We start from the raw sequence: 21337 nt of genomic DNA, 5'->3' as shown, positions 1-21337 counted from the left end.
ACGATATTACTCGCTCTCTCCATCATTAATTAGTTCTTTTAATGCAGCTGCTTCCTCTTCAGTAAAATGGCTGTCTCCTTTGTCACCTTTGTTCCCTTTATCGCCTTTAGGTCCTTGAGGACCTTCTGGACCAGGGGGACCTTGTTCGCCAGAGCCGCCACCAGCTTGTCTAACCAATTTAGCAATTTGGCCGGAATTAACTCCTTCTGCTACATAGCCAATTCCAGTGCTTTCAGATGCAACAAGGACACCGCCCTCGCCGACTTCAACATAAGCGCCCGCCGATAAATCTTCACCAGCTTCCACATCCCAAACAGGATTATTCTTTAGGTTTACGTTAACTTCCATATCTTCTTTTAAATCACCACTGGAACGAAAATCGGGATTTCCTCCTGGTTCTGTAACAGAAATGCGTAACATTCCATTACCACCAACTAACGACAGCAACCGATTGGCTTTCACTTCTTCTGTGACAACAGCTTTAAATGTACTCATTAACCTTCTACCTCCCCTGTATCTTCTGTATCAGATGGATTAAAGATTTTATCCATGAATTTTTTTCTTTTTTCTCTATCATCTTTTTTCACATGCATAAAAATTTGAGTGGCGTCATCATATTCGCGCCCTGAAAATTCACCACTAACTGTATCGCTACCAAATTCAAGAGAATCCTCTTTTGTTTGAGATTCACTAGATGGTAAAGTAAACATTCCTTTTGTTAGTCCGACAAGTTCAGAAGAACCGTCTGCTTTTGTTTTTTCCAATGCTACTGCAACATATGGCGGGGTGGGTTTAGAACGTTGAACAAACATGTCATCTTCATTTTTTAAAACAAGTAAAACAACACGATCTTCCAATGGAATTGCGTGAAATTGTAATTCAAGTGTTGTGACACCTGTACTAACCGCCATTTCTGCAACCATATTGTCACCATATCCCTTGGCAATCTCTTGCTCCGTTTCAATGGATACGTTTTGGATATAGTTAACCCGAACAGGATCTTCGTATGTGGCCCCTTCTTCCGAGTCATTTTTTAAAACTGCATAATAAAACCCCGTAATGCCGACAACGCCACTACGGTTCTTTTTCTTTTGGTCTGCCATTTGTCATTTCTCCTTTTATAAGTTTTTAGGCATAAAAAAAAGACCTACCTCAGTAAGTCTATAAATCTATTAATATTGTTCCTCGGTAACGTCTCCCGTCACGCAAGAGATAAGTTTCTTCATCAAATTCATAGGTGGGTGTTATCTGCTGGAAATTAATTGTTTTCATTAATTTATGGATAACCATTGCTATTTTTCTAGCATCACCACTATTCCAAACATCTACTTGCACAATGCAGTCCCAACCTAATTGCTCATTGTCCGCATATTCAGTTGGAATATCTGAAATTAAATTGATTCTTATAATAGGTGGGTTCTCCCGATTTTCTTCTGGAACATGGTGCTTGAAAATGGATTCAGAGCCAACCAAATTTATAATTTCATCATTATTTATAAGCATCTGATAAACAATATCTAATGAATCAATCTCGTATAAATCTAATCCTTGAATTAATTCATTCATCTAAGCACCTTCTTTATTGCATCTTCCATAGCTTTAGCAACTTCTTTCTCTGTCTCTTGTGCTGTTTTGGTCATATAGCCTTGAGGAGACTGCGAAATAGAACCAAACTCAGGGATATGAGAACGGAAATTTGCTGACTTATTAAAGCCAACTGCAACAAAACTTTCACCAGTTCCACTATCTGTACGGTTGCCACTCATGGTAACTGCATCTGATAACCTAGTCTGTGGATTGGCTCCTGAATAACCACTTTTAGGAACGTTGCCTTGCAAAGCTTCCATAACTACTTTACCGCCTGCTAAATTACCTGCTTTTGCAGCTTGTTTAATATCATCTTCTTTTTTAGATAGGTTGGAGATTAATTCTCGCATACCCTCAAATTGATAACTCATTGACTCACTTCCTCCGCAATTAAAATGGAGAATCCGCTTTGGCGATAATCATAGAGAATCTCTTTAATCTTATAAGATTGTCCATAATGATCTATCTGCATCTTGTTTGTTATACCAGGATAGTTACGGATGAACACTTTGATATCGTGTTGTGTCCCTGTTTGCACACTAGTTTCGTAATCTTTTAGACTGACAGATTCAATATGAGCAAAGCACTCTAAAAATAAAACAGGCTTAGGTGGCTGAGGCACACCGTTTTCAGTAGATGATTTCAATTCATTTATCTTGATAGGCTGATTAAGTTTAGAAAAATTAAACCGCATGTTATTCAGTCTCATAATATCTATCCTTATGGGCTCGTAAAGTTTGAATAGCGTGGGTAACAGAAAACGGTGATTCTGCTTGAGCAACTTCTGAAATCGTCATCCGATTTTCATAATAGTAAGTTGCTAGCATAATCACCGCTTTTTTAAACGTTACATCTTCCTCTAACGCTGCTATATTTACTTTTGGATCGTAGCTATCATAAACAGCCTCCATAACATCCTGCTTTGCCCAATCAAGATAATCTTGTATATTCCCATCTTCTAAATTATGCGGAACCCTTAGATGCCCTTTTAGCTTTTCTAATTCAACCATAGACATTAACCTTCTACGCCAGTATTACCAGCAAAATCAATAACAATAGCCGCTTTTTCATCCAAGATGCGGACATCTTGACGTAAAGCAACCATGAGAGCCTCTCCAAAATGCATGTAGTTTGTCCATGCAGCTTGATAACGGCTGCGGTCAAACAAGACAATGGCATCTTTCAGATTACCAATAATGATTGTTTTAGCTGCCGCCTCACCTAGCATTTCATCAGGAAGAACAACAACCATTGCTCCTAACAAACGCTTTTGAGTTGGCTCTTTAATATCTGGCTGCAGCAAGTAATTTCCCTGGTTATCTTTTAATTTATCCAGTTCCGCAAATGCTGTTTGAGATACAATTGCCACATTATGCTCATGATTTGGTTTTAAGTTTAGATTGATAGCATCTTTAATTCCATCAACATCAGAAGCATTCTTCTTTTCAATGATAACTGTTTCTCCATCCTTACCAGGAGTTCCTTGCGTCAACGCTTTGATAATTGCAGCATTCCGTGTAGCAGCTACTGTACGAGCCATCCATGTCATTAATTCGGACAAGATATTTACTGCACTATCTTCAATTGCTTCCCGAGATACCAAGAAGTAACCACGGTGCGTTTTAATATCATAACGCAGTTCAAAGAATGGTTTAACTGCTAATTCTGGGTTTTCTGCCAGTTCTTCAACTTCTGGTAGTTGTGCTACTTCAGATGTACGAACAACAGGATACTTTCCACTTCCATAACCTACTGTTTTCACCGTTACATACTGATCCAGGTTATATTCCATTTCCTTTAATGTCATAATTTCCTTCACAATATCTTCCGGAATAACAACAAATCCAGAATCTGTAGTTAAATTCCCACCATCAATATCGCGTGTTTCCAAATAAGTTTGAAAAGCATCACGCTGTTCATTGGTTGGTTCAACACCTCCACGTTGTTCATCGGCACCATTATGTGCTTGTTCATGGTGAGAGCGTGTTTCTTCTTCCTGTCCTTCATCTAACATACGCTGCCGAGCTTCGATCTCTTCTTTTTCTTCTTTCAGTTCACGGACCTCTTTTTCCAAATCAGAAAACTTGGTGTCCCCACGCTTTTCATCATCTTCCAACATTCCGCGGATTTCTTCTAAACGGGAGTCAATTTCCCCCAATCGTTTATTTTTATCACTAAAAAATTGAATGTTTAACTTTAATTTTTTTTTCATTTTCATCCTCCTATAAATCAATTAATGTTTTAATCTTTGCAGTTTGTTCTTCCCGATACCCCTTCATTTCTTCAACTCTTTCTTTCATAGGATCATAACCACGGGCACTTACCTCCGAATCAGGGTAAGCAGGGAATGCTACTGCGCTTACTTCTATTAATTTTGCCTTTTTGATTGTTCGCAATGGCATATCATCATCTGGCTCGTCAACTTCATCATCCTGTACATTAAAGCCGAATGAAACTCCATCAACATCTCCGCGCTGAATAGATTCATAAGTGTCTTTAGCCAATGATGTATTGGGTAAATCTAATTCAAAACGTAAGCCTGTATTATCTTCTTGCAGTCGTAAGGTATTATTTTTAGACCGACCTAACACTTTTGAGGGGTCATGTGACCACAAAAAACGTTGGTCATCATTGTTCAGTGATTCTAAAAATGCACCTTTTTTGATCTGCTCTCGGAATTTGAAAAACATCCCTAACACCTGTGATTTCATTTCCCATTTGACCGCATAACCAGATAATGTGCGATTACCGTCATCATCTTCACGGATTTCAATTTTATTTGTCAGAAGCTCCCTCATTTCCGTTTTGTCCACCTGTATCACCCCCTTTAGCTTTCGCCATTTGATACTCTTCTAACTGATCTAATGTAGTATAGTTCAAGCTAACTAAATGTTTATTTCCAAAAGCTTCACTTACAGGAGCATCACCCATTTTTCTACGTGCTTCATTTAAACTGATAATACCCGCATCAAACTTTTCAAGTGTCAATTTGGTATGAGTTTCTACGTCCGTTGTCTTGAATGGAGACGTATCAAAAACATATTCACTGCTTCTATCTCCTGTCAGCTTGTAATTCATTTCATTTGTGATTACTTTTAGATAACTATTTAAAGTAGAAGTTAAATAATCCAAGTTAGCTTGAGCCAATGACATGTTAGATGTTTCTAAACCTAATTTATGGCGCGGGACCCGGTAAGTTTTACCGATTGTTTCAGTGCTGAACGTACTGGCATTAATTAGTTTCAACACTTCTGTATCAACTTCAATTGGATCATAATCAAAAGTTTCATCAATCACTAATACTTTATGAGCATTCTCTACTCCAGCATTAGATTCTTGCCATTCTTTCTTTACCTTGTCTCTAGCTTCCTTGGATAACTTCCCATGTTTCATTTTCAAAATACCGCCTGTTTGGGTATCATTTTTAAAGAAGTTGGCCAAGAACCGTTTACTATCTTTTTGCATGGATAAATCATATTTCAATGCTTTTAATGGGCTAATCCCACGCAAACCATCTAAGGTGAAAAATTTAAAATGAAAAACATATGATGGAGATAAGCGCCTTGTATTACCTTTATCATCCGTGACATCATAAACAAGCTGATAGTTGGTATCCGCATCTTTTTTAATTACTACTTGAGAATTCCGTAAATGGTAAAATGCAACTACTTTTCCGTTCTTGTTTTTTACAATCTCACAAAAAGATTCTCCATTTAACAGAGCGTTAGCAGTAATGATAAACTTGAGTGTACCACCAGAATAAAGACTATTCGGTTTTACATTGAACAGGTCCGCAATATTATTCGGTTTATTAACGCTATTCTTTGTAAAATTAATATCCAACGAAGCTACATCACTAGCGAGTAAATTTAATACAGTAAACACATCACTGTTTTCAATTGCTTTAGCACCGACAAAATTCGTTGGCATTCCTGAATAACCTGGCAACATACTAATTAAAGCGTCTGCATCATCCTGTGATAAGCTTCGGCTTTCTGTTCGATTGAAGAATGTACCCATCTAGTCACCTCCCTTCCCGCGCAAAGATAAGGGAGACTATGATTAAAGCTGAACCAAGTGCAAAAATTCCTGTAGTAGTCCCTATACGATAAAACCCATACACAATCATTCCTATTCCAATCAAAAGGATGAAACCAATAAAATTGGACATAAAAAAAGAACCTATCACTTGAATAAGTCCGTTTATCTTCTTATTCATTTAACCACCACCTAAAAACCAAAATCATCACTTAAGATGTATTCTTCGATTTGTTTTATATCCATGCCTTGATATTTATAATCCTTTGCCTCAGCAAAACCTGTAATAGTTGCTACAATCGGGTCAATTTTTTCTCGGTTTTTCTGCTTATCCAGCATCATATTGCGGTTATTATCGTATTTGATAACTGCATTATTGATGGCAATATTAAGCATAGGATTGCTATTATGCTGAATTTTCCTCTCATAAACACCTAATCTAAATTGTTTAATAGGCTCACTGAGGTTTTTATAATTCTGCGGGACCTCAATAAACGGAATCTCCAAATCAGGATATTCTTGCTCCCATTCAGCCAAGAAGTTAGCTATATTCCAAGAATCATAACAGAAGGCTATGACATTTAAGTTATAATCCTTAATCAACTTTGCAGCATGATGAACAACCTGCTTCACACTAATAAAACCACTTTTTAAATTACTTGCAGTTGCGTATCCTTTCTCTATTAATAATTCATAATCTATTTTATCCCTGGCGCTTTTTGCTTCTAAACCACCAACGGTTGCAAGAAAAGCATGTCCATCAATATAGAATTTATCATTTTGTTCCGGGTAAATCTCATATAGTGCTGTTATGTCATCCGTTCTGGATAAATCCAAACCAAGAAAAACATCACGACCGTATTTATTAATTGGATCTGCAGCACATGCTTCCCATTCTTTTGCAGGAAGATAAGATGACTCTGATCCTTGTTTCCACATGTTGAAATTCTTTACTATAAGACCAAGTAAATCATTTTTAGCAATAGATTCATTAAGTCTTTTTTTCAGTCTGCGGAGCAGTATCTCTTTAACTTCTTCGACTTCCAGCAACGGATTCGATTTAATCCACAATTCTTCTTTGTAAATTTCTTTTTCGTTATCCTGCTCATAAATTAGAGCAAAATAATTATCGTCTTCTATATCTTCATTTAAAATTTTCTCAGAATACTTATATTCCTGCTGATACATAGGACTGTTTAAATCAAAATAAGCAGTAGAGATAATTAAAATTAATAAGTTTTGCTGGAGCATTGCCCCAGAATCTAACACTTCCAACATAGAGTTATCTTTTGCCGCTCCGTATTCATCCAATATAGGCAATGTGGGAGCAAAGCCATTAATATTCCCCGTATCTTTAGATAGTGGTTTGATTACACTATATGAAGGATTATGATTGATTTCATTGCGTACTTTACGAACGGAATCCCTTATTTGTTTAGATTGAGCTAACAAACCATCTAACCGCTGCACAACCATATTAAAAACAATGGAAGCTTGCTCCCTGGATTGAGCTGTACAATAAATTTGTCTGTTTTGTAATGGATATTTACCCGCTAAAAATTCGAATATAGCAATTCCAGAAATCAATGCAGACTTACCGTTCTTTCTAGCCATGCTTATGAGCGCTTTATTAAAACGGCGATAATCTGTATTATCTTTTCGATACCAACCAAACAAAGAGTAAACAATAAACTTTTGAAATGATGCTAGTTTTACTGGTTTACCTGTAGATATATCAGGAAGGATCTCCATAAATTTTACTGCTATATCTGCACGCTCAGGCAAATATACATAATCAAAGTTATCTTTTTTCAAATCTCTGAGATGTCTTTTACAGGCTTTAATTACTTTTTTACCAGCAGTAATTTCCCCGCTCACTACCTTTCGAGCGTAAAGAGTGCCTGGATCGTTAAAGATCATGGTGCAGCATCTTTCAATATATGATTGCAATTAATACATTGTTCACCGTTATATTTTCTTTGGTTTATTAAATCTTCTACATCTACAGTTCGTAATTTATTACAGCCATACTTAGGACATGTTTTCTCAAAATATATATCGTTATAGTTTTCTTCCATATCATCAGCAAAAGTTATTTCTAAAAGATTATCATGTACAATTAAACCTTCTGAAATTTGTTTCTTTACCTTCTCTCTTATTCTTTCTAGTGTTTCAGCACCTGCATTGGTTTTAACTCTTACAATCATCATTAGAATCACCCTCCCTTAATCAGTTTCATAATTTCATCTTCTTCTGCTTTTTCTTCTGGTGTCGCTAATTCCAATCGGCTGTTAATCGTCATACCTAACTGATTAGCAATCATTCTTAATTCTTTAACAGTGGAAAGTAACATATCGTAAGAAGGATTCCTCTTAATGGAAGAAAGTACTCCATCCTCATCATAAATTTCATACGTTTCCCCGTTCTTTTTCACGTCTTCCTGAAGCCTTCTCCTGGACCCATGAAGAACACAGTAGGACTCAATAAGTTCTCTATCCAATTCAGCAATCGGTAATTCTTGCAGCAGGGGGATAATCCTTCGCCACTCTCTTTTTCCATAACGACAAAGACTTTTAGGAACAGGGTCCACATCTATCTGTTCATATTTTTCCAAGCTTTTTTGCTCGGCTGTTTTTTGAGCAATATAATCTTTTCCTTTTTTATGTTTTTTTAATTCGTCCTCGGAATATAAGCCCCGCGACGGTTTTCCTTTCATGGATTATCACCTCCTGAATCGTAAATTTTGCTAAAAACCAAATTTAACCTTTCAAAATCGCATTTTTTAAAGAGAAAACTCCGCACCGTCCTATGGAACGTTGATATGCTAGGGTTCATTTTGATTGGGGGATTAATATTTAAGTGTCTGTTTTGGTCTTGTGTCAAAAGTCAACGTTTTGACTTCATCAAATTTTATAGGCTCACCATGAATAACATTTCCGTTTTCGTCTTCACCTTCTATCAAAGCATAATAAAACTCATTCACTTCAACATGTTTACCATTATTCATTTAATAATCCTCCTTAAATAATTCCATATTCTTTTCTATCTTCTTCTGTCTTTCTGTTGTGACACTGAGTACATAGACTCTGAACATTTTTCATATCCAATCTCAAATCCCATCTAACTTTTGTTGGAATGATATGATCACCAATGGATGCTTCTCTACCACAACGCACACAAATAAAGCCATCACGTAACATAGCTTGATAACGTAATGACTTCCATTCTTTTGTATCATAAAACCTTTTGTATGCTTTTCCCTCTTTACTAGAAGTACGTGCTTTCTCATACTGTTTATGATTATGGTTTTTATGCGCAATGCAATATGTTTCTTTAATACCAATCAACTCATTGCATCCAACTTTATTGCAGCGCTTCTTGATATTCATGCAGCAGCTTCTTGCTCCTTTGGTCTATGTCTTTCTTACGCTTATCTATACGTTGCTGGATAGTATCTATCTGATTGAGAAAGGATTGTGTCTTGCTTTCAGTTAATTGGTTTGCTTTTCTTAACTGAGTAGATTGTTTGTGGATGCCACTAATTTTTTCATTGTCTTTCTTATTCTGTTGCATTAATCTCCTTGACGTCTTATCCATAATCATAATCACATGTTGATGATTACAAACAGGACAGTTCCAGTATCTCATTTGCTTACCTGGTTTAATTTCTTTGTCCTGGACCTGCATTTGTTTGGGAAAGATTAATCCATTGCACTCATCACATTGCGTTATGTTAAACATATAATTCCCTCCTATAGAAAAAGACACCTCGTATGAGATGTCTTGTATGTATTTAATTTATTCCTACTCATTAGGTGTAACGTAAATATCGTACCAACTGTTTTCGTCTGACATTATCATGTAGATTTCATCACCTTCTATGCTACCTGGTATGTTATCTTCATTGTTTTCTATACTATCTGAGAGCCTTCTAGCTTCATCACTTTCGAATAATTCCGATATGGCATTTAAGAATTCAATCGCGTCATTCTTATCCCCGAATTCCATATGAATATTTCCTGGATAGTATGTTACATTTGTTGGCATGTTTTTGTCGTTCGTTTCTTCATACACTTCTTGAAACTCATCTTCAGTAAATACGAACTCTCCATCTTCTACATTTGAATTGGAACAACCAACAAGAAACAAAACAAACAACAAAATAAATAATATCCTCTTCATTCTAATCTCCCCCATATTTATGTATGGGTTAATTATCCAATAATGATATATGGTTTGCAATAGAAAAAAGTTAGTGCAGCTCTCGGCAGGAACTGCACACAATAAGATATAGCCGACGCAGAACGTTTCCATAATTCCGCGCCTCAACACTACATAAAAATAATGATTGATCTTACGCATAGATAGATATATTGTGTATTTAGACTCTCGCCGATTGGCAAAAATCTATACTATTACTATAAAATAGAATTTCAATGTTTTCTATAAGATTTATACAAGTTAAGAAAATGTTAAGTTATATATAATTGATGAGCAAAGTCTATTCTTTTCATAATTTCAGCGTGTTTATTATATATATAGTTAGGGCTTTTCTCTAAATCATCTGCAATATCAATTAGCTTTTTCCCTTCCACATACTTTTTATACAGTATCTGATTATCTAACCCAGCAAACATACTAATTAATTCCTCAGCATCATAACGGTCATTTATTTTATGAGCAAGTTCCCATTCAATAATTTTTATCCTGTCTTCCAACCCAGCAGAGATGGATTTCTCCTTTAGTTTTAAATCGCTCAAATCTCCCTGTACCCATCGCTTTAATTCTCTCTTTTCTCTCTGTAATTTATATTCCAGCCAATCTATTTCATTATTTAATTCCTGATAATCTCTTAACCATTCGTACAAGTGATTCACCTGCCTTGTGTAGTTGTGTCCATAGTTCATGTCCATAGATTAAAAACACGCTCAATCCTTATTGCTTCTAGAGTTCAAGCGCCTGTCCATAGATGGGTTCTACCTTCTTTTTATATTTATAATTCCTTCTCTTTTTATTAGTCTTTTATTTTTATATAAACATTATTGTTTTATCTATGGACAAAAAGAAAAAAATACTATAAATATATATATAGCAAGGGGTTAAGGTGTCCATAGATGAAAATTTGATCTATGGACACTCCTATTATAAAAAACAAGCTTAATCCCTTGTGTCTCTAAGATTAAAGCAGTGTCCATAGATAAATGCGTTAATTTGTGACATATCTCAGGACACACTTTCTTTTTTGTGATAAATTTGCGGTCTTTTCCCATCTCTACGGATTCTTTTCACTTCATACCCTTCTTTAGCTAAACGCCTTCCGAACTCTGTATTTCCAACAGCTTTTAATCCGTTCTCATCACAATAAAGAGCATATTGCATATAAGCATTCTTTGTTTCTTTACCATGCACCTTATACCTCTCAAGAAAACTAAGAACACTATCCGATTGCACAAAATATTCTTTTGTAATATCATTGACAGCCTTGCAATCAGTTAAATCACCTTTAGCAATAATCCGTTGCATTCCTTCAATAGCTAGGCGTAATATATAAGACTTAGCATTATCCGTAGATAGTTTACTGTCTATATCCATATCTCTTTCTGCAACTCTCGCATCACATGGGATGACACGCATACGCTTTTTAATTCCGCCTGATTTATCTTTAAATACAGGTATTTCGTTACAGGTAAAAATGAGCGAACCTTTATTATTTAGTGTGGTTGCTGCAGAATAAATAGGGCGAATCATCACAGGATCACCAGAAACAATTGTTTTAAAATTAGAAGACTTATCTAAATAAGATGCATTAATATCATCAGCCACATTTAATAGTTTTCCAATCAAACTAAAAACCGTAGTATCATCATCAAACTTATCTAATGGCACATTAGTATGTAGACCATCAGCAAAAGCCTGCATCATCTTTATAAGCGTTGACTTTCCGTTATCACCGCTCTCGCCCCAAAAGAAGAAAGCACGGTGAGGAAATCCTTTTGTCATGATGATATGGCCAAATACTTCCTCCACAAATAAACGTAAGTCTTTCCGATTGCAGGTAAACCAATCAAGAAATTTGTCAACTTCCTCATCATAGGCGTCTTCATCATAAGCAGCATTTAAATAGAATGGAGTAAACCCGGGATCTATTTCAACGATCTCATTATCATAAAGACAATACCCGTTATTGAACTGTACAGGCATGTCATCATCATCTTGGAGATATGCTTTTATTTTAAATAATTCTTTAAGCTCTTTATGCTGACTTGGCTTTAATTTGACTAAATCATCAATAGCCCGTAGCAATAAATTTTCATCAGATAAATAATGACCATCTTGTTTAAAGAATAATTTGCCGCGGTAGTAATGAATATCTAATTTATCTACTAATACTTCACTGGTCATAATCATGTCTTTTTTATTTAGAAATTTATTATCATTCATATTGACTGATTTAGATTGAACACTACCTATAACAGCCTTCAATTCTCTTTCGTGCAGAGGCTCACCAAATACATGATCATTAATGAATTGTGTGGTAGCATCTAAATTGTTTTTACTATATTCTGGGTACATTTCTCTCATAGTTAACAAGTGTGTATATAAGTTACTGTTCCGTCCTTGACCGTCTTTAAGATTTACCAACACCTCAGTTAACTTAGATGGAAACAAAAGAAAAGGAAGTTCAGGAAGTTGTTCAAATTGCCCAAGCAGATGTTCATTTTCCATTTCCCGCATCCTGCCATTTTGTTTAACAATAATAGGTTGTTTTCTCGTATGCTTGTAATCTACTTGAATACCTGCATTGGTTAATTTCTTAACCCAATTTTTTAAATACACATGCTTCGGCTTTCGATAATAAAGATGGAAACCACGCTTCGTATAAACTTTTAAAGTAGGATGCTGATTGTAAATGAGGTTGCCTATTTCAACCGATACAGGATCATCAAAATCTACAACAACCGTCTTGTTATCTAACAGAATGGCAGCATCTTTATAATTGGTATGGTCCGTACTGAACGTATCAAAATCATGCTTGGGCACTTTCCCCTCTAGTTCAATGTATTTAAGCAAAGGTGAAAACCTCCTTTCTTTGGTGTGGCGTTGGTTTGCTGTAGCATGGGTGTTAATTGACTCCCGTTGAACCATAACCGTTACTGCCACGGTCCGAATCGGAAAGTTTGTCCACCACTTCGAATTCTGTTCTAGCTACAGGGGCGAGTACTCCTTGTGCTATCCTGTCGCCTTTGCAGATAAAATATGTTCCATAGGTAAAATGACCACTATTCATTGCTAGTTCTTCTGTGATATTGAGTGGAGCATACAAGACTCTACTTTCCAAGAAATCTTCTCGCCTTGCATTGTCCACTATCACCCCAACCTCACCACGATAATTGGAATCAATCGTACCTAATTGCACTCTTAACTTGGTTTTTAGCGTGATGCCAGAACGTGGCCTAACCTGTATTTCAAATCCCTCTGGAATATCAAATGCTAATCCTGTTTTAATGAGTTTTGTCTCTCCCGGATTAATTACCACATCTTCCACAGCAACTAAATCAAAGCCTGAATCACCTTGCTGTGCGTATTTAGGTATTACTGCATCTGGATGCATCTTTTTTACTTTCATATCTGATTCACTCCTATTTAAAATAATCTTAAACATCAGGAAGCTCTTTATTTAATGCATCATCAATATCTTGTAATACGCCTTTAATGGTTTCGTCCGGAAACGGAATCTTATTAATATATCCACGCGCAATAATAAGACCGTGTTTATATTGCCTGCTTTGTGCGTATAATTCACTGTAACTATCTATAAGATTCCAGTAAGAATCATGCCACACATCATTCTGTTTTGCTTTATCAATTAAAAAAGCCAAATCATCCGGATTAATATTAAACATTACTGGTTTCCCTTGACGAGCACGTTCATATATGGATTTTTTCCATTCGATGATAGATTTTAATTGTTCGTCCATTGTTATTCTCCTTTCAATTTTTCTATCTTTTCTATTGCTTCTTGTCCTCTCAAAGTTGATTCTTTATCAAATTGCACATAAGCTGTGTTTGAATCACCATGACCACAGCAGGCGTTCATAACATTAGGAAGAGTTCCCAGACAGCCATCATGCCCCTCTGGCGTGTTATATAAGCCGCAATATCCGCACGGTCTGTCTTGCCAAGTTGTTGCAGTAGGATTGCCATTATCAGCAAACACATACTGACCATTTCGATATTCAACGTCATGACCTCTTAGTTTAGTCATTGTTCGATTCCTCCAATTCTTGCCGTGCTTTTTCACCACTATCTTCTATTGCAGCAGGTGGTTCTTTCATTAAAACAGGGTCATCTGGAGCATTAAAGTGGTTACTGACTGTTGACTCTGTCCAATTTTTAATATCTGCATAAAACTCTAAAACCTCTGTGTAGCGTTGGTTATCAGCTTCTGATTTCTCTAAGAATTCATCTTTTTCTCTGATTTCTGCTCTTGCAGACTGGATGATTATTTCTTTATCTTTTAGCTCGCCTTCCAGCTTCCGTACAAGATCGATAACGATATCAACAACATTTTCACCATATCTATTGGATCTACCTTCCAAAAATTCACTCAGTCTAAAATAATCTTTATCCATCACGATTCCTCCCCTTCTCCTCTTGATATGCCTCAAATGCATCTTCGAACAAGAGCATTGCCGTCAATAAATAAATTGAAATGATTTGCCACATAACGGGCGAATTCCCGAATAAAAAAGAAATAGCACTTATAATTAACATGGCGCCAGATACTACTGGTAATAGTATTAAAAACATTTAATCACCATCCTGTTTTAGCAGCCTGTCTCAACAGCATTTTAATTTCTTCATAGGATTCATCCTTCTCCACTGGTCAATCCAACTATTGCGTCATTTCTGCTATCTTGAATCGCTTCAATGTTTACGGTGTTTAATAGCAACTTACCGCCACTAGCTACTGTCAATTCAATAAACATACTCATTCCCCCATCATCTGCCTGTTATTATTACTCCACACCGCATCAATTAATTCATTCCTTTGCTCCCTAATCTCATGATTTTCCTGCCTTAATTGCTCTATATCCGTATTTAAGTTATTGATCGTAACCATCATATAAACGGCAGATAATAAAGCTACTACAATCAAGGTATAAAACCCAACATCTAATAATACTTTCCTTAGCATTTAAAACATCCACCCTTCTATCTGTTTTATATACCAATTCAAATCTAAATGCCGCTTGTCCAATTTGGAAAGCTCATCATTCCAGACAAGACAGTTTTCGCTGGTATAAGGTACTTTCGTATATTTGGTTTCTGCTCCATTTCGTGTCTTATAAACAGAGCCGGCGTATTTATTTTTAGTTGCAAAAATACGATTTGTTTTCGGAAGTTTAATAAAATGGGTGCTGTAATTTCCTTCAAACAGCGTATCTTCTTTCTTTTCCTGAGCCATTCCGTCATATTTTCCAGCTTTAGAAACCAACTGAAAGAGTTCGAATTTCTTAGATTTCCATGCATCAATAACGGTTTTATTTGGTTTTATGCCATTGATGTAATAATCTACTAACGCCTTATCAATGATAGTTAAGCTATTTCTTTCAAATCCTCCACCTTCATAATTGGCAAAACGCCCCACAGCTTTAACGGAACCGTCCTTATACTGAAAGACATAGTTATTAACATCTCGCTGCGCTATTTTTGTAATCAGGTCCACATCAAAAGACAATTCATAATGCTTTTCAAATAGCTCTAATATCTTCATAAGGTTCTTCTCGAAGCCATTTTCATACTTGATGATAATTCCATCTGTATTGGTCTGAATCAGCTCACAATGGCTTTCTAACAAGCAAATGAGATGCGTCATAATCAATTGACCATTAACGACAATGCTATTTGCCATTTGCGGAAAATGGAGCTTGTTATACTTACTTTTCATTGCTCCATAAACACTGTTTAATATGCGTTTATAAACCGTTTCTTTATTATCTTTGGAAAGCTTTAATTGTTTCCTTGTATTATAGATTTTCTTAAATTCGTCCATATTTTTAAGAAAATGGTTATTAATGATAAGAGAAGGGTAAAAACTGAAAATATCTATCTGCATGTAATTTCCTTCACCCTTATATTTTTCTTTAGCAGCATGTAATCCACCAAACCCGTAAATGTGTTCAAGTCCCGCCAGGTTATAGGAGAATTTCTTTTTCTCTAAAACGGAATAATCTACACCTTGCTGGTATTCCGATTCTATTTCTTGGTAAAAATTTATAATTGGTTTCGGTAATTCATCACTTTTTAAACGTTCATCATATTTTATTTCTAAACGGTTCTTTTCTGTTCCAGGGACAGCTTTTAATATCTCAGCTGCAAGTGTTGCTTGTGTTTTCTTTAAGGAAGTTACAGGCAAATTAAACTCTTTAACCATTTCAAATTTGGTGGAGAAATAACTTTCTCTTTTCTCAAATAGTTGCTTGGTTTCCTGGACATCATTTTTACAATAAGAAAACACCTGATTATTTTCGTCTTTTGTCAGTTTTCTGTTTAAGTTGAAATCAATTGGTGTTTCGATGATGGATTGCCCTAAGTTCGCTTGTGCTTCTTTGAGGCTCAAGCCTTTTAATTCTTGCATTACATCTAATGTGACAGGGTTCTGTAACTTCAAATTGAACTTTTTATCATTGATGACTTTTTGTGATGTTTCATAAGGATCAATATCTTTTAAAATGCTGGCCGTTATTTTGTCATCGTAAGCGTAATTGTTATATCCAACTAAATATTGGAGAGAAGACAGGTGACGCTCTAATGCGTCCCTGTCATTGTGTATTTCTGTTACCTCTCCTTCATCACTGATAAAGACAAACAGCCAATCGTATTTAAATACTTCGCAATCATAAAAAGTAAACATTATACGTCAAACGGAACATCACCGTAGTCACCGGAACCGAACCCTAAATCCTCTTTTGCTTCCCAATTTTGAAACGTACCTTTCTTATTGGTTTTTAGCTCAAGCAGGCACTGATTTCCTGCACCTTCATTTAATTTCTCAACAAGCGCATCTGTATCCTCAAAATCATCAATATTCAATTCAACATCTAAAATAGATGCGGTTTTCATTGCACGTTTTAAATTAAGCTGCATCATTTTTTCATTGGAGAAAAAGATGTTTCCAAAATATTTACGGTTTTCATAGCCTTCATTTAATAATTCGAATTCAAAAGATAACCATTCCGTGCCTTTATCATTATTTCTCCAGCTGACATTTGTTAAAATACCGTCATATTCTCCATCCGGAAGATTTTCAAAATCGTCACCGACTGCATCCGTTTTTGGGTTGAAACCCTCTTCCATAATTTCTTGCGCCATTGCTTTTAAATTCATAATTTCATTTCTCCTTCTTTATTAAAGATTTGTTGTTATTTTTTTATTTAGTAACAGGTCTAGGCGGCCTTGGTTTGGAAGCTGACTGCTTAGCTTGTTCCGTTTTCTGCTCAGACTGCTCTTTATCCTGGGTAGCTTGTTCCTCTTTCTGCTCGGCCTGTTCAGATTGCTCAGCCTGTTCTCTTTCTTTCTGTTTAGCAATTCGCTGTGCTTCTTCCTGCTTGTCTTGTTCAGCTACGATTTTTTTCGCATCAGTTGTTTTGGTCTGTTTGGATTTATCAAATGCACCAACGACTGTATCTAAAAGACTAGCAATCTGTTCATCATCCACTTTGTTACGAGCATAATTTTTCCGTTTACTCTCTACTTTACGGATATAGTTTTTACCAATCTTACGGCAAAGAATAGTGTAATCAGAGTTTCCATTAACAATGTTCAACCATTTTAATTTCAAACTAGGTAAATGCTTTTCTACGTCATTTTCTTCAATAACGGTCAATCGTGATAAATAAAGAATATTGATCTGTTTTTTCATAGATAATTCTTTTAATCTCATGACCAGGACACGAACCATCATTTCTAACATTTGATGACCTTTCCCCCAGGCAATATCACCGACAGATTTTACTTTGTGTTCTTCTGTAATTTCTTGTTCAAACATGGTAATCACATCATCAATCACATCAATAACAACCGTTTGATAAGAGTGATTGGTTGTTTCCAACTCCAAGATAATGTCGGAAAGAAAATCTGATGCACTTTTAACAATTTCACCTTTTGCATTACGTTTATTGGCAATATTTAAGCTAGGTGTTTCAATCATTGCCGCATTGCCATCAGTATTTAGGTTTAATGGATTCGGAAACTCATCTGCAAAATAGGTTTTCCCATGCATTGTTCCTCCATAGATTACAAAATTCCTCGGTGTTTCTTTTGCTACTTTTCGTTTATTTTCTGGTAAAACTCCCATCTATTTTTCATCCACCTTTCTAAATTCATAAATATCGAAATTATCAATTTCAGCTGATTTAGTTGCTTCTACCCAATCTATCTTTGTATCAATTAATTGGTCCTGTTCCTTTTGTGATAGTGATTCAAATTCATCTTCCGACAAAGGAAGGTCAACATCGAATCGTACCGTTAATACTGCTTCTCCATAAACATTAATTTTATTTGACATCCGATCACGCCTCCTTAACTTTTATCCGAACACTACCCTTAGTTTTGCTGACTTTTTGATACCGCTCGCTTAACTCTGGGTAATCTGCTTTAAATGTCTTACTATCAAATTGTCTTTTTTCACCAGGAAGCACTCTTGTAATGGTGACAACATCCGTTTCATATTTTTTAATATCATAGGCTTCCATGGCATCATGGAGATCTTTTCTAGCTTTTTCATATTGCTTTTCTAATTCTTTAAAACCAGCTAATTTCATTTCTAGTTTAGAAACTTGATTAGCGAATACTGCTACATCGTTTTGTCCATAATCCAGAAACTCTTGCTCTGTCATTTTCGGATTGTCTTTTAACGCCTCACAGCGGATCCAAAAAGTTTCAATCGCATCTAATATTTTTTGAACATATTCTTCATCACGATTAATTTCTTTAATCTGTAATCGCTCTGCATCAAATTCTGTATCAAAATCATCAGGACGCTCATACAAAGCTAACCATGCGTGTTTGATATCAAGGTGCCACATATATAAATGCATTTGAGATTCATAGACTTTTAACGTTGGATTTTTTCCATGTGTCTTGATTTCAAGAAGCAAACCATAATCAGCGTCAAATCCATCTACATTGGACCGAATGTTTTTTTCTTCATCAATTATGGTTTTTTCAACGAAAAGTGTTTCATTTACTCCATTGATATAATCTCTAATCTGCGGTTCTAAGGCATTACCGAATTGCGTATATTCATTCCCTTTAAATTCAGATGGTTTAATGCCTGTTTTCTCCTGTGCCAGTTCAAACTGTGTTTTATATTTGTTTAATCCAAGAATGGTTGGTACATCACTTCCTCCACAATACATATTACGTTTCTTCGTTACGTTATCGTCTGCTTGCGTGAGTAAGTTATTCATTCAATCACCCCATCCCACTCTATAATTGATTTAAAGACATTATTTTTATTGAAATTATAAGCAGCTGAAAGAATCCAACCTCTTAAATGAGCGCTAATTTCTTGTGCACCCATAAAATGATTTTGGGAAATATATTTCGTTTCCTTATTATCCCTTTTATATAATTCAGCTTTATATGGAGCTTGGTCTGTTTCTAAAATCAATAGGTATTCATCACCACTGATATATATATCTTTTGTAATCATCACTCAATCCCCTTTCGGAATAATTCTTCTGTGAAATCCTTCTTCTCTTTCAAACGATCATAAATATCTTTTTCAACGGTACCTTTTGTAATAAAACGGTAGACGGTTGTCTTTTTGACTTGTCCATTTCTATACGATCTACCAAGCGCTTGTTCATAATCTTGAAAGCTGTATGTTGGTGTGTAGAAAACAACCACGTTGGCATATTGCAATTCAATCCCAGCACTGCCAGCCATATATTGGACAAGAGTTACACTGTTATTCAAATAATCCCAGGTTAAAGGCCAACCATCAGCAATTTGTTTCATTTTTGGTAGTTTCGTAGTTTGCCCGCTCACTTCAAAGATTTCCTTCTTAAGCTTTTTCATAACCTTTTTTAGCTGCTCTTTTTCTTCCTGGTAATAATAGAAGATAACAATGTTCTCGCTTGTACCTTCTGCCAGCATTTCAGCGTATTTTAATTTATCTGATTGATTGGCGTAATAACGTAAGCCATGCTGTAATTTAGGAAGAGTATCGTAAGCTATCAATTCACCATCAATTGTTAGAACTCGATCTTTTTTAATCTTGTTGTATTCAGATGACTTTTTGAAATGGATATCCTCAAACACCAACGGTGGTAAATCTAACGCGTCATCTTTTGAAAGTTTGATAGAAAAAGATTCAAATCGTTCTTTTAATAGCTTTTCCTGCTTCCAGCCAACAACCTTTTCCATCTGTTTACCGCCGTACATGACAGGTTTACCTGCTCTATATAATGGTTCTTTAATGGCATATTGCTTTTCAAATTGCGTTTTATTTTTCTCAAAACCAAACATAATGAAATAATTCATAGTATCTCCCCAACCATTACTGGCAGGAGTAGCAGACAACAATAGAAAGTGTGTACTGTGCCTTGTTAAAAACATAGCTGCTTTCCCGCGATGAGAAGTTGGCATTTTAACGTAATGACATTCGTCAAAAACAACAAAGTAGCCTTTATACTCTTTCCACTTCTTTGCCAATACACCATAAGACAGCATTTCATAATCGATTTCTATTTCATGTTTGTTGGAAACTAGTTCAATATCACGGTCCCATCCGCATTCTTTAATCTTTTGTGGTGGAGCAACAATCAATAACGGCTCACCTTTGGTAAATCGCAAGTAATGGTATATAGCCATGATCGTTTTCCCAGTTCCAGTATCAGCAGCGATGATGTAATCTTTATCAATACTGTTTAAAAGCTTCTGCTGAAACTCATACAAGATAGTTTTCTTCAAAATATGCCTTCGTTTCTTCAAGACTTCGGGCAACAAAAGCATGACCTCCCGCCTTGTGTATTAAATCAATCTGTACCTTTTGCAACTCACTTACCTTTCCGCCTTCTGGGCGCTTTACCTCAATAGCAATAAACTCACCTTGCACACAAGCAATAATGTCTGGCGTACCTGACTTAGTGAACATAGAGCCATGCACCTTCATGTGCCATGCGCCTATTGAATCTAAATAGCGTTTAATTTTATTTTCAATTCGTTTTTCAGGGCCTTGACCACTCATATCCTAGGACCACCAAGAATTAATTCCATATCTCTTTTCTTTGCTTTAGTAACTTTCAGGCGTTGATCATTCTCATAAAACTCGTATTCTTTCAATCTCTCGGAAGTGATGCGATTCCGTTCTACCAATTCAGCAACACCAATGAGATTCAATTCTTTTGCAGTCATATCTAAATCAGCCGCTAATGCTGATTTATCGAATTTCTTCACTTCAACATTTTTAACAGTTAGCACATGTGGCATATCGTTTTTATAAGCAAGAACATTTCCGTTTTTTAAAATATGGGAAATAATCTTCTCCGTTTTTTTATCTATTGTTTCTTTCATGCGTGTTCTATCTTTTTTAAGTTGCTCCACTTCCTGGAACAATCCGTTAATTTCCGACTGTTTAATTTCCGTACGAACATTTAAATCATTCATGTACAAAAATCTCCTTTCGTGGTATTATCCACTT

Annotated in this window: 34 protein-coding genes; all 34 read right to left on the bottom strand. The window is 35.7% G+C overall.

The features are described from left to right. Positions 1 to 6: 6 nt before the first annotated feature. The 34 genes from BN986_RS13650 to BN986_RS13490 all read right to left on the bottom strand — a co-directional run bounded on the left by BN986_RS13650 (position 7) and on the right by BN986_RS13490 (position 21303). Positions 7 to 495 carry a hypothetical protein gene (locus BN986_RS13650; RefSeq protein ID WP_040981088.1) on the bottom strand — a complete coding sequence of 163 codons (489 nt, stop codon included), beginning with the start codon at positions 493 to 495 and terminating at the stop codon, positions 7 to 9. Beyond that, on the bottom strand, positions 495 to 1103 hold the full coding sequence (locus tag BN986_RS13645) for a major tail protein (protein ID WP_052400794.1): 609 nt from the start codon (positions 1101 to 1103) through the stop codon (positions 495 to 497). The genes BN986_RS13650 and BN986_RS13645 overlap by 1 nt, the downstream gene beginning before the upstream one ends. A 58-nt stretch (positions 1104 to 1161) precedes the next feature. Further along, positions 1162 to 1566 (bottom strand): DUF3168 domain-containing protein, encoded by a 405-nt coding sequence (locus BN986_RS13640; protein WP_040981086.1) that lies wholly within the window; start codon positions 1564 to 1566, stop codon positions 1162 to 1164. Then, positions 1563 to 1937 carry an HK97-gp10 family putative phage morphogenesis protein gene (locus BN986_RS13635; RefSeq protein WP_187378561.1) on the bottom strand — a complete coding sequence of 125 codons (375 nt, stop codon included), beginning with the start codon at positions 1935 to 1937 and terminating at the stop codon, positions 1563 to 1565. The genes BN986_RS13640 and BN986_RS13635 overlap by 4 nt, the downstream gene beginning before the upstream one ends. A gap of 17 nt (positions 1938 to 1954) precedes the next feature. Then, a complete protein-coding gene (locus tag BN986_RS13630) occupies positions 1955 to 2296 on the bottom strand; it encodes a phage head closure protein (protein WP_040981081.1) in 342 nt (113 codons plus the stop codon). Continuing rightward, the gene (locus BN986_RS13625) at positions 2283 to 2597 is read right to left on the bottom strand and encodes a head-tail connector protein (protein WP_040981079.1); all 315 of its coding nucleotides are present in this window, start codon (positions 2595 to 2597) and stop codon (positions 2283 to 2285) included. The genes BN986_RS13630 and BN986_RS13625 overlap by 14 nt, the downstream gene beginning before the upstream one ends. A 5-nt stretch (positions 2598 to 2602) precedes the next feature. Further along, complete coding sequence (locus tag BN986_RS13620) at positions 2603 to 3805, bottom strand: phage major capsid protein (protein WP_040981077.1); 1203 nt, start codon at positions 3803 to 3805, stop codon at positions 2603 to 2605. Between the two features lie 4 nt (positions 3806 to 3809). Further along, positions 3810 to 4400, bottom strand: coding sequence for an HK97 family phage prohead protease (locus BN986_RS13615; protein ID WP_040981075.1), 591 nt, complete (start codon positions 4398 to 4400; stop codon positions 3810 to 3812). After that, entirely contained in the window at positions 4363 to 5607 is a 1245-nt protein-coding gene (locus BN986_RS13610; RefSeq protein ID WP_040981073.1) for a phage portal protein, read from the bottom strand. The genes BN986_RS13615 and BN986_RS13610 overlap by 38 nt, the downstream gene beginning before the upstream one ends. A gap of 4 nt (positions 5608 to 5611) precedes the next feature. Beyond that, complete coding sequence (locus BN986_RS13605; RefSeq protein WP_040981072.1) at positions 5612 to 5806, bottom strand: hypothetical protein; 195 nt, start codon at positions 5804 to 5806, stop codon at positions 5612 to 5614. An 11-nt stretch (positions 5807 to 5817) separates the two neighbouring features. Next, on the bottom strand, positions 5818 to 7545 hold the full coding sequence (locus BN986_RS13600; protein WP_040981070.1) for a terminase large subunit: 1728 nt from the start codon (positions 7543 to 7545) through the stop codon (positions 5818 to 5820). Next, on the bottom strand, positions 7542 to 7835 hold the full coding sequence (locus BN986_RS13595) for a hypothetical protein (protein WP_040981068.1): 294 nt from the start codon (positions 7833 to 7835) through the stop codon (positions 7542 to 7544). The genes BN986_RS13600 and BN986_RS13595 overlap by 4 nt, the downstream gene beginning before the upstream one ends. 5 nt (positions 7836 to 7840) lie before the next feature. Next, positions 7841 to 8341, bottom strand: a complete 501-nt coding sequence (locus BN986_RS13590; RefSeq protein ID WP_040981066.1) for a phage terminase small subunit P27 family — start codon at positions 8339 to 8341, stop codon at positions 7841 to 7843. 132 nt (positions 8342 to 8473) lie between these two features. Next, the gene (locus BN986_RS27060; RefSeq protein ID WP_157037081.1) at positions 8474 to 8632 is read right to left on the bottom strand and encodes a hypothetical protein; all 159 of its coding nucleotides are present in this window, start codon (positions 8630 to 8632) and stop codon (positions 8474 to 8476) included. Between the two features lie 13 nt (positions 8633 to 8645). After that, positions 8646 to 8972 (bottom strand): HNH endonuclease, encoded by a 327-nt coding sequence (locus BN986_RS13585; RefSeq protein WP_187378560.1) that lies wholly within the window; start codon positions 8970 to 8972, stop codon positions 8646 to 8648. 16 nt (positions 8973 to 8988) lie between these two features. Further along, the gene (locus BN986_RS13580; protein WP_040981061.1) at positions 8989 to 9366 is read right to left on the bottom strand and encodes a hypothetical protein; all 378 of its coding nucleotides are present in this window, start codon (positions 9364 to 9366) and stop codon (positions 8989 to 8991) included. 63 nt (positions 9367 to 9429) lie between these two features. After that, on the bottom strand, positions 9430 to 9807 hold the full coding sequence (locus BN986_RS13575) for a hypothetical protein (protein WP_040981059.1): 378 nt from the start codon (positions 9805 to 9807) through the stop codon (positions 9430 to 9432). A gap of 290 nt (positions 9808 to 10097) precedes the next feature. Next, positions 10098 to 10502: a hypothetical protein gene (locus BN986_RS13570; protein ID WP_392392294.1), complete on the bottom strand. Its 405-nt coding sequence runs from the start codon at positions 10500 to 10502 to the stop codon at positions 10098 to 10100. A 346-nt stretch (positions 10503 to 10848) separates the two neighbouring features. Then, on the bottom strand, positions 10849 to 12786 hold the full coding sequence (locus BN986_RS13565; RefSeq protein WP_244445003.1) for a DNA primase family protein: 1938 nt from the start codon (positions 12784 to 12786) through the stop codon (positions 10849 to 10851). Beyond that, positions 12749 to 13252 carry a dUTP diphosphatase gene (locus BN986_RS13560; RefSeq protein WP_040982132.1) on the bottom strand — a complete coding sequence of 168 codons (504 nt, stop codon included), beginning with the start codon at positions 13250 to 13252 and terminating at the stop codon, positions 12749 to 12751. Before BN986_RS13560 ends, BN986_RS13565 begins: the two co-directional genes overlap by 38 nt. A gap of 28 nt (positions 13253 to 13280) precedes the next feature. Beyond that, positions 13281 to 13604, bottom strand: a complete 324-nt coding sequence (locus BN986_RS13555) for a hypothetical protein (protein ID WP_040981053.1) — start codon at positions 13602 to 13604, stop codon at positions 13281 to 13283. A 2-nt stretch (positions 13605 to 13606) separates the two neighbouring features. Next, on the bottom strand, positions 13607 to 13891 hold the full coding sequence (locus tag BN986_RS13550; RefSeq protein WP_040981051.1) for a hypothetical protein: 285 nt from the start codon (positions 13889 to 13891) through the stop codon (positions 13607 to 13609). Further along, positions 13884 to 14258, bottom strand: coding sequence for a hypothetical protein (locus tag BN986_RS13545; protein WP_040981049.1), 375 nt, complete (start codon positions 14256 to 14258; stop codon positions 13884 to 13886). The genes BN986_RS13550 and BN986_RS13545 overlap by 8 nt, the downstream gene beginning before the upstream one ends. Beyond that, complete coding sequence (locus BN986_RS13540; RefSeq protein WP_040981047.1) at positions 14251 to 14436, bottom strand: hypothetical protein; 186 nt, start codon at positions 14434 to 14436, stop codon at positions 14251 to 14253. Before BN986_RS13540 ends, BN986_RS13545 begins: the two co-directional genes overlap by 8 nt. 181 nt (positions 14437 to 14617) lie before the next feature. Next, complete coding sequence (locus BN986_RS13535) at positions 14618 to 14824, bottom strand: hypothetical protein (protein ID WP_040981045.1); 207 nt, start codon at positions 14822 to 14824, stop codon at positions 14618 to 14620. After that, positions 14825 to 16543 (bottom strand): DNA polymerase B, encoded by a 1719-nt coding sequence (locus tag BN986_RS13530; protein ID WP_040981043.1) that lies wholly within the window; start codon positions 16541 to 16543, stop codon positions 14825 to 14827. It abuts the gene before it with no gap. Continuing rightward, positions 16543 to 17016: a DUF669 domain-containing protein gene (locus tag BN986_RS13525; protein ID WP_040981041.1), complete on the bottom strand. Its 474-nt coding sequence runs from the start codon at positions 17014 to 17016 to the stop codon at positions 16543 to 16545. The genes BN986_RS13530 and BN986_RS13525 overlap by 1 nt, the downstream gene beginning before the upstream one ends. 43 nt (positions 17017 to 17059) lie before the next feature. Then, a complete protein-coding gene (locus BN986_RS13520) occupies positions 17060 to 17986 on the bottom strand; it encodes an AAA family ATPase (protein WP_040981039.1) in 927 nt (308 codons plus the stop codon). After that, positions 17987 to 18196, bottom strand: a complete 210-nt coding sequence (locus tag BN986_RS13515) for a hypothetical protein (protein WP_040981037.1) — start codon at positions 18194 to 18196, stop codon at positions 17987 to 17989. 4 nt (positions 18197 to 18200) lie between these two features. Then, positions 18201 to 19100: a YqaJ viral recombinase family protein gene (locus BN986_RS13510; RefSeq protein WP_040981035.1), complete on the bottom strand. Its 900-nt coding sequence runs from the start codon at positions 19098 to 19100 to the stop codon at positions 18201 to 18203. Beyond that, on the bottom strand, positions 19097 to 19345 hold the full coding sequence (locus tag BN986_RS13505) for a hypothetical protein (RefSeq protein ID WP_040981033.1): 249 nt from the start codon (positions 19343 to 19345) through the stop codon (positions 19097 to 19099). Before BN986_RS13505 ends, BN986_RS13510 begins: the two co-directional genes overlap by 4 nt. Beyond that, complete coding sequence (locus BN986_RS13500) at positions 19345 to 20607, bottom strand: helicase-related protein (RefSeq protein WP_244445002.1); 1263 nt, start codon at positions 20605 to 20607, stop codon at positions 19345 to 19347. Before BN986_RS13500 ends, BN986_RS13505 begins: the two co-directional genes overlap by 1 nt. Continuing rightward, the gene (locus BN986_RS13495) at positions 20585 to 20884 is read right to left on the bottom strand and encodes a VRR-NUC domain-containing protein (RefSeq protein WP_040981031.1); all 300 of its coding nucleotides are present in this window, start codon (positions 20882 to 20884) and stop codon (positions 20585 to 20587) included. The genes BN986_RS13500 and BN986_RS13495 overlap by 23 nt, the downstream gene beginning before the upstream one ends. Then, the gene (locus BN986_RS13490; RefSeq protein WP_052400793.1) at positions 20881 to 21303 is read right to left on the bottom strand and encodes a hypothetical protein; all 423 of its coding nucleotides are present in this window, start codon (positions 21301 to 21303) and stop codon (positions 20881 to 20883) included. The genes BN986_RS13495 and BN986_RS13490 overlap by 4 nt, the downstream gene beginning before the upstream one ends. Between the last annotated feature and the right edge of the window lie 34 nt (positions 21304 to 21337).

The organism is Oceanobacillus jeddahensis (assembly GCF_000750635.1).
GTDB lineage: Bacteria > Bacillota > Bacilli > Bacillales > Amphibacillaceae > Oceanobacillus > Oceanobacillus jeddahense.
This window is presented reverse-complemented; position numbering and strand designations above follow the sequence as displayed.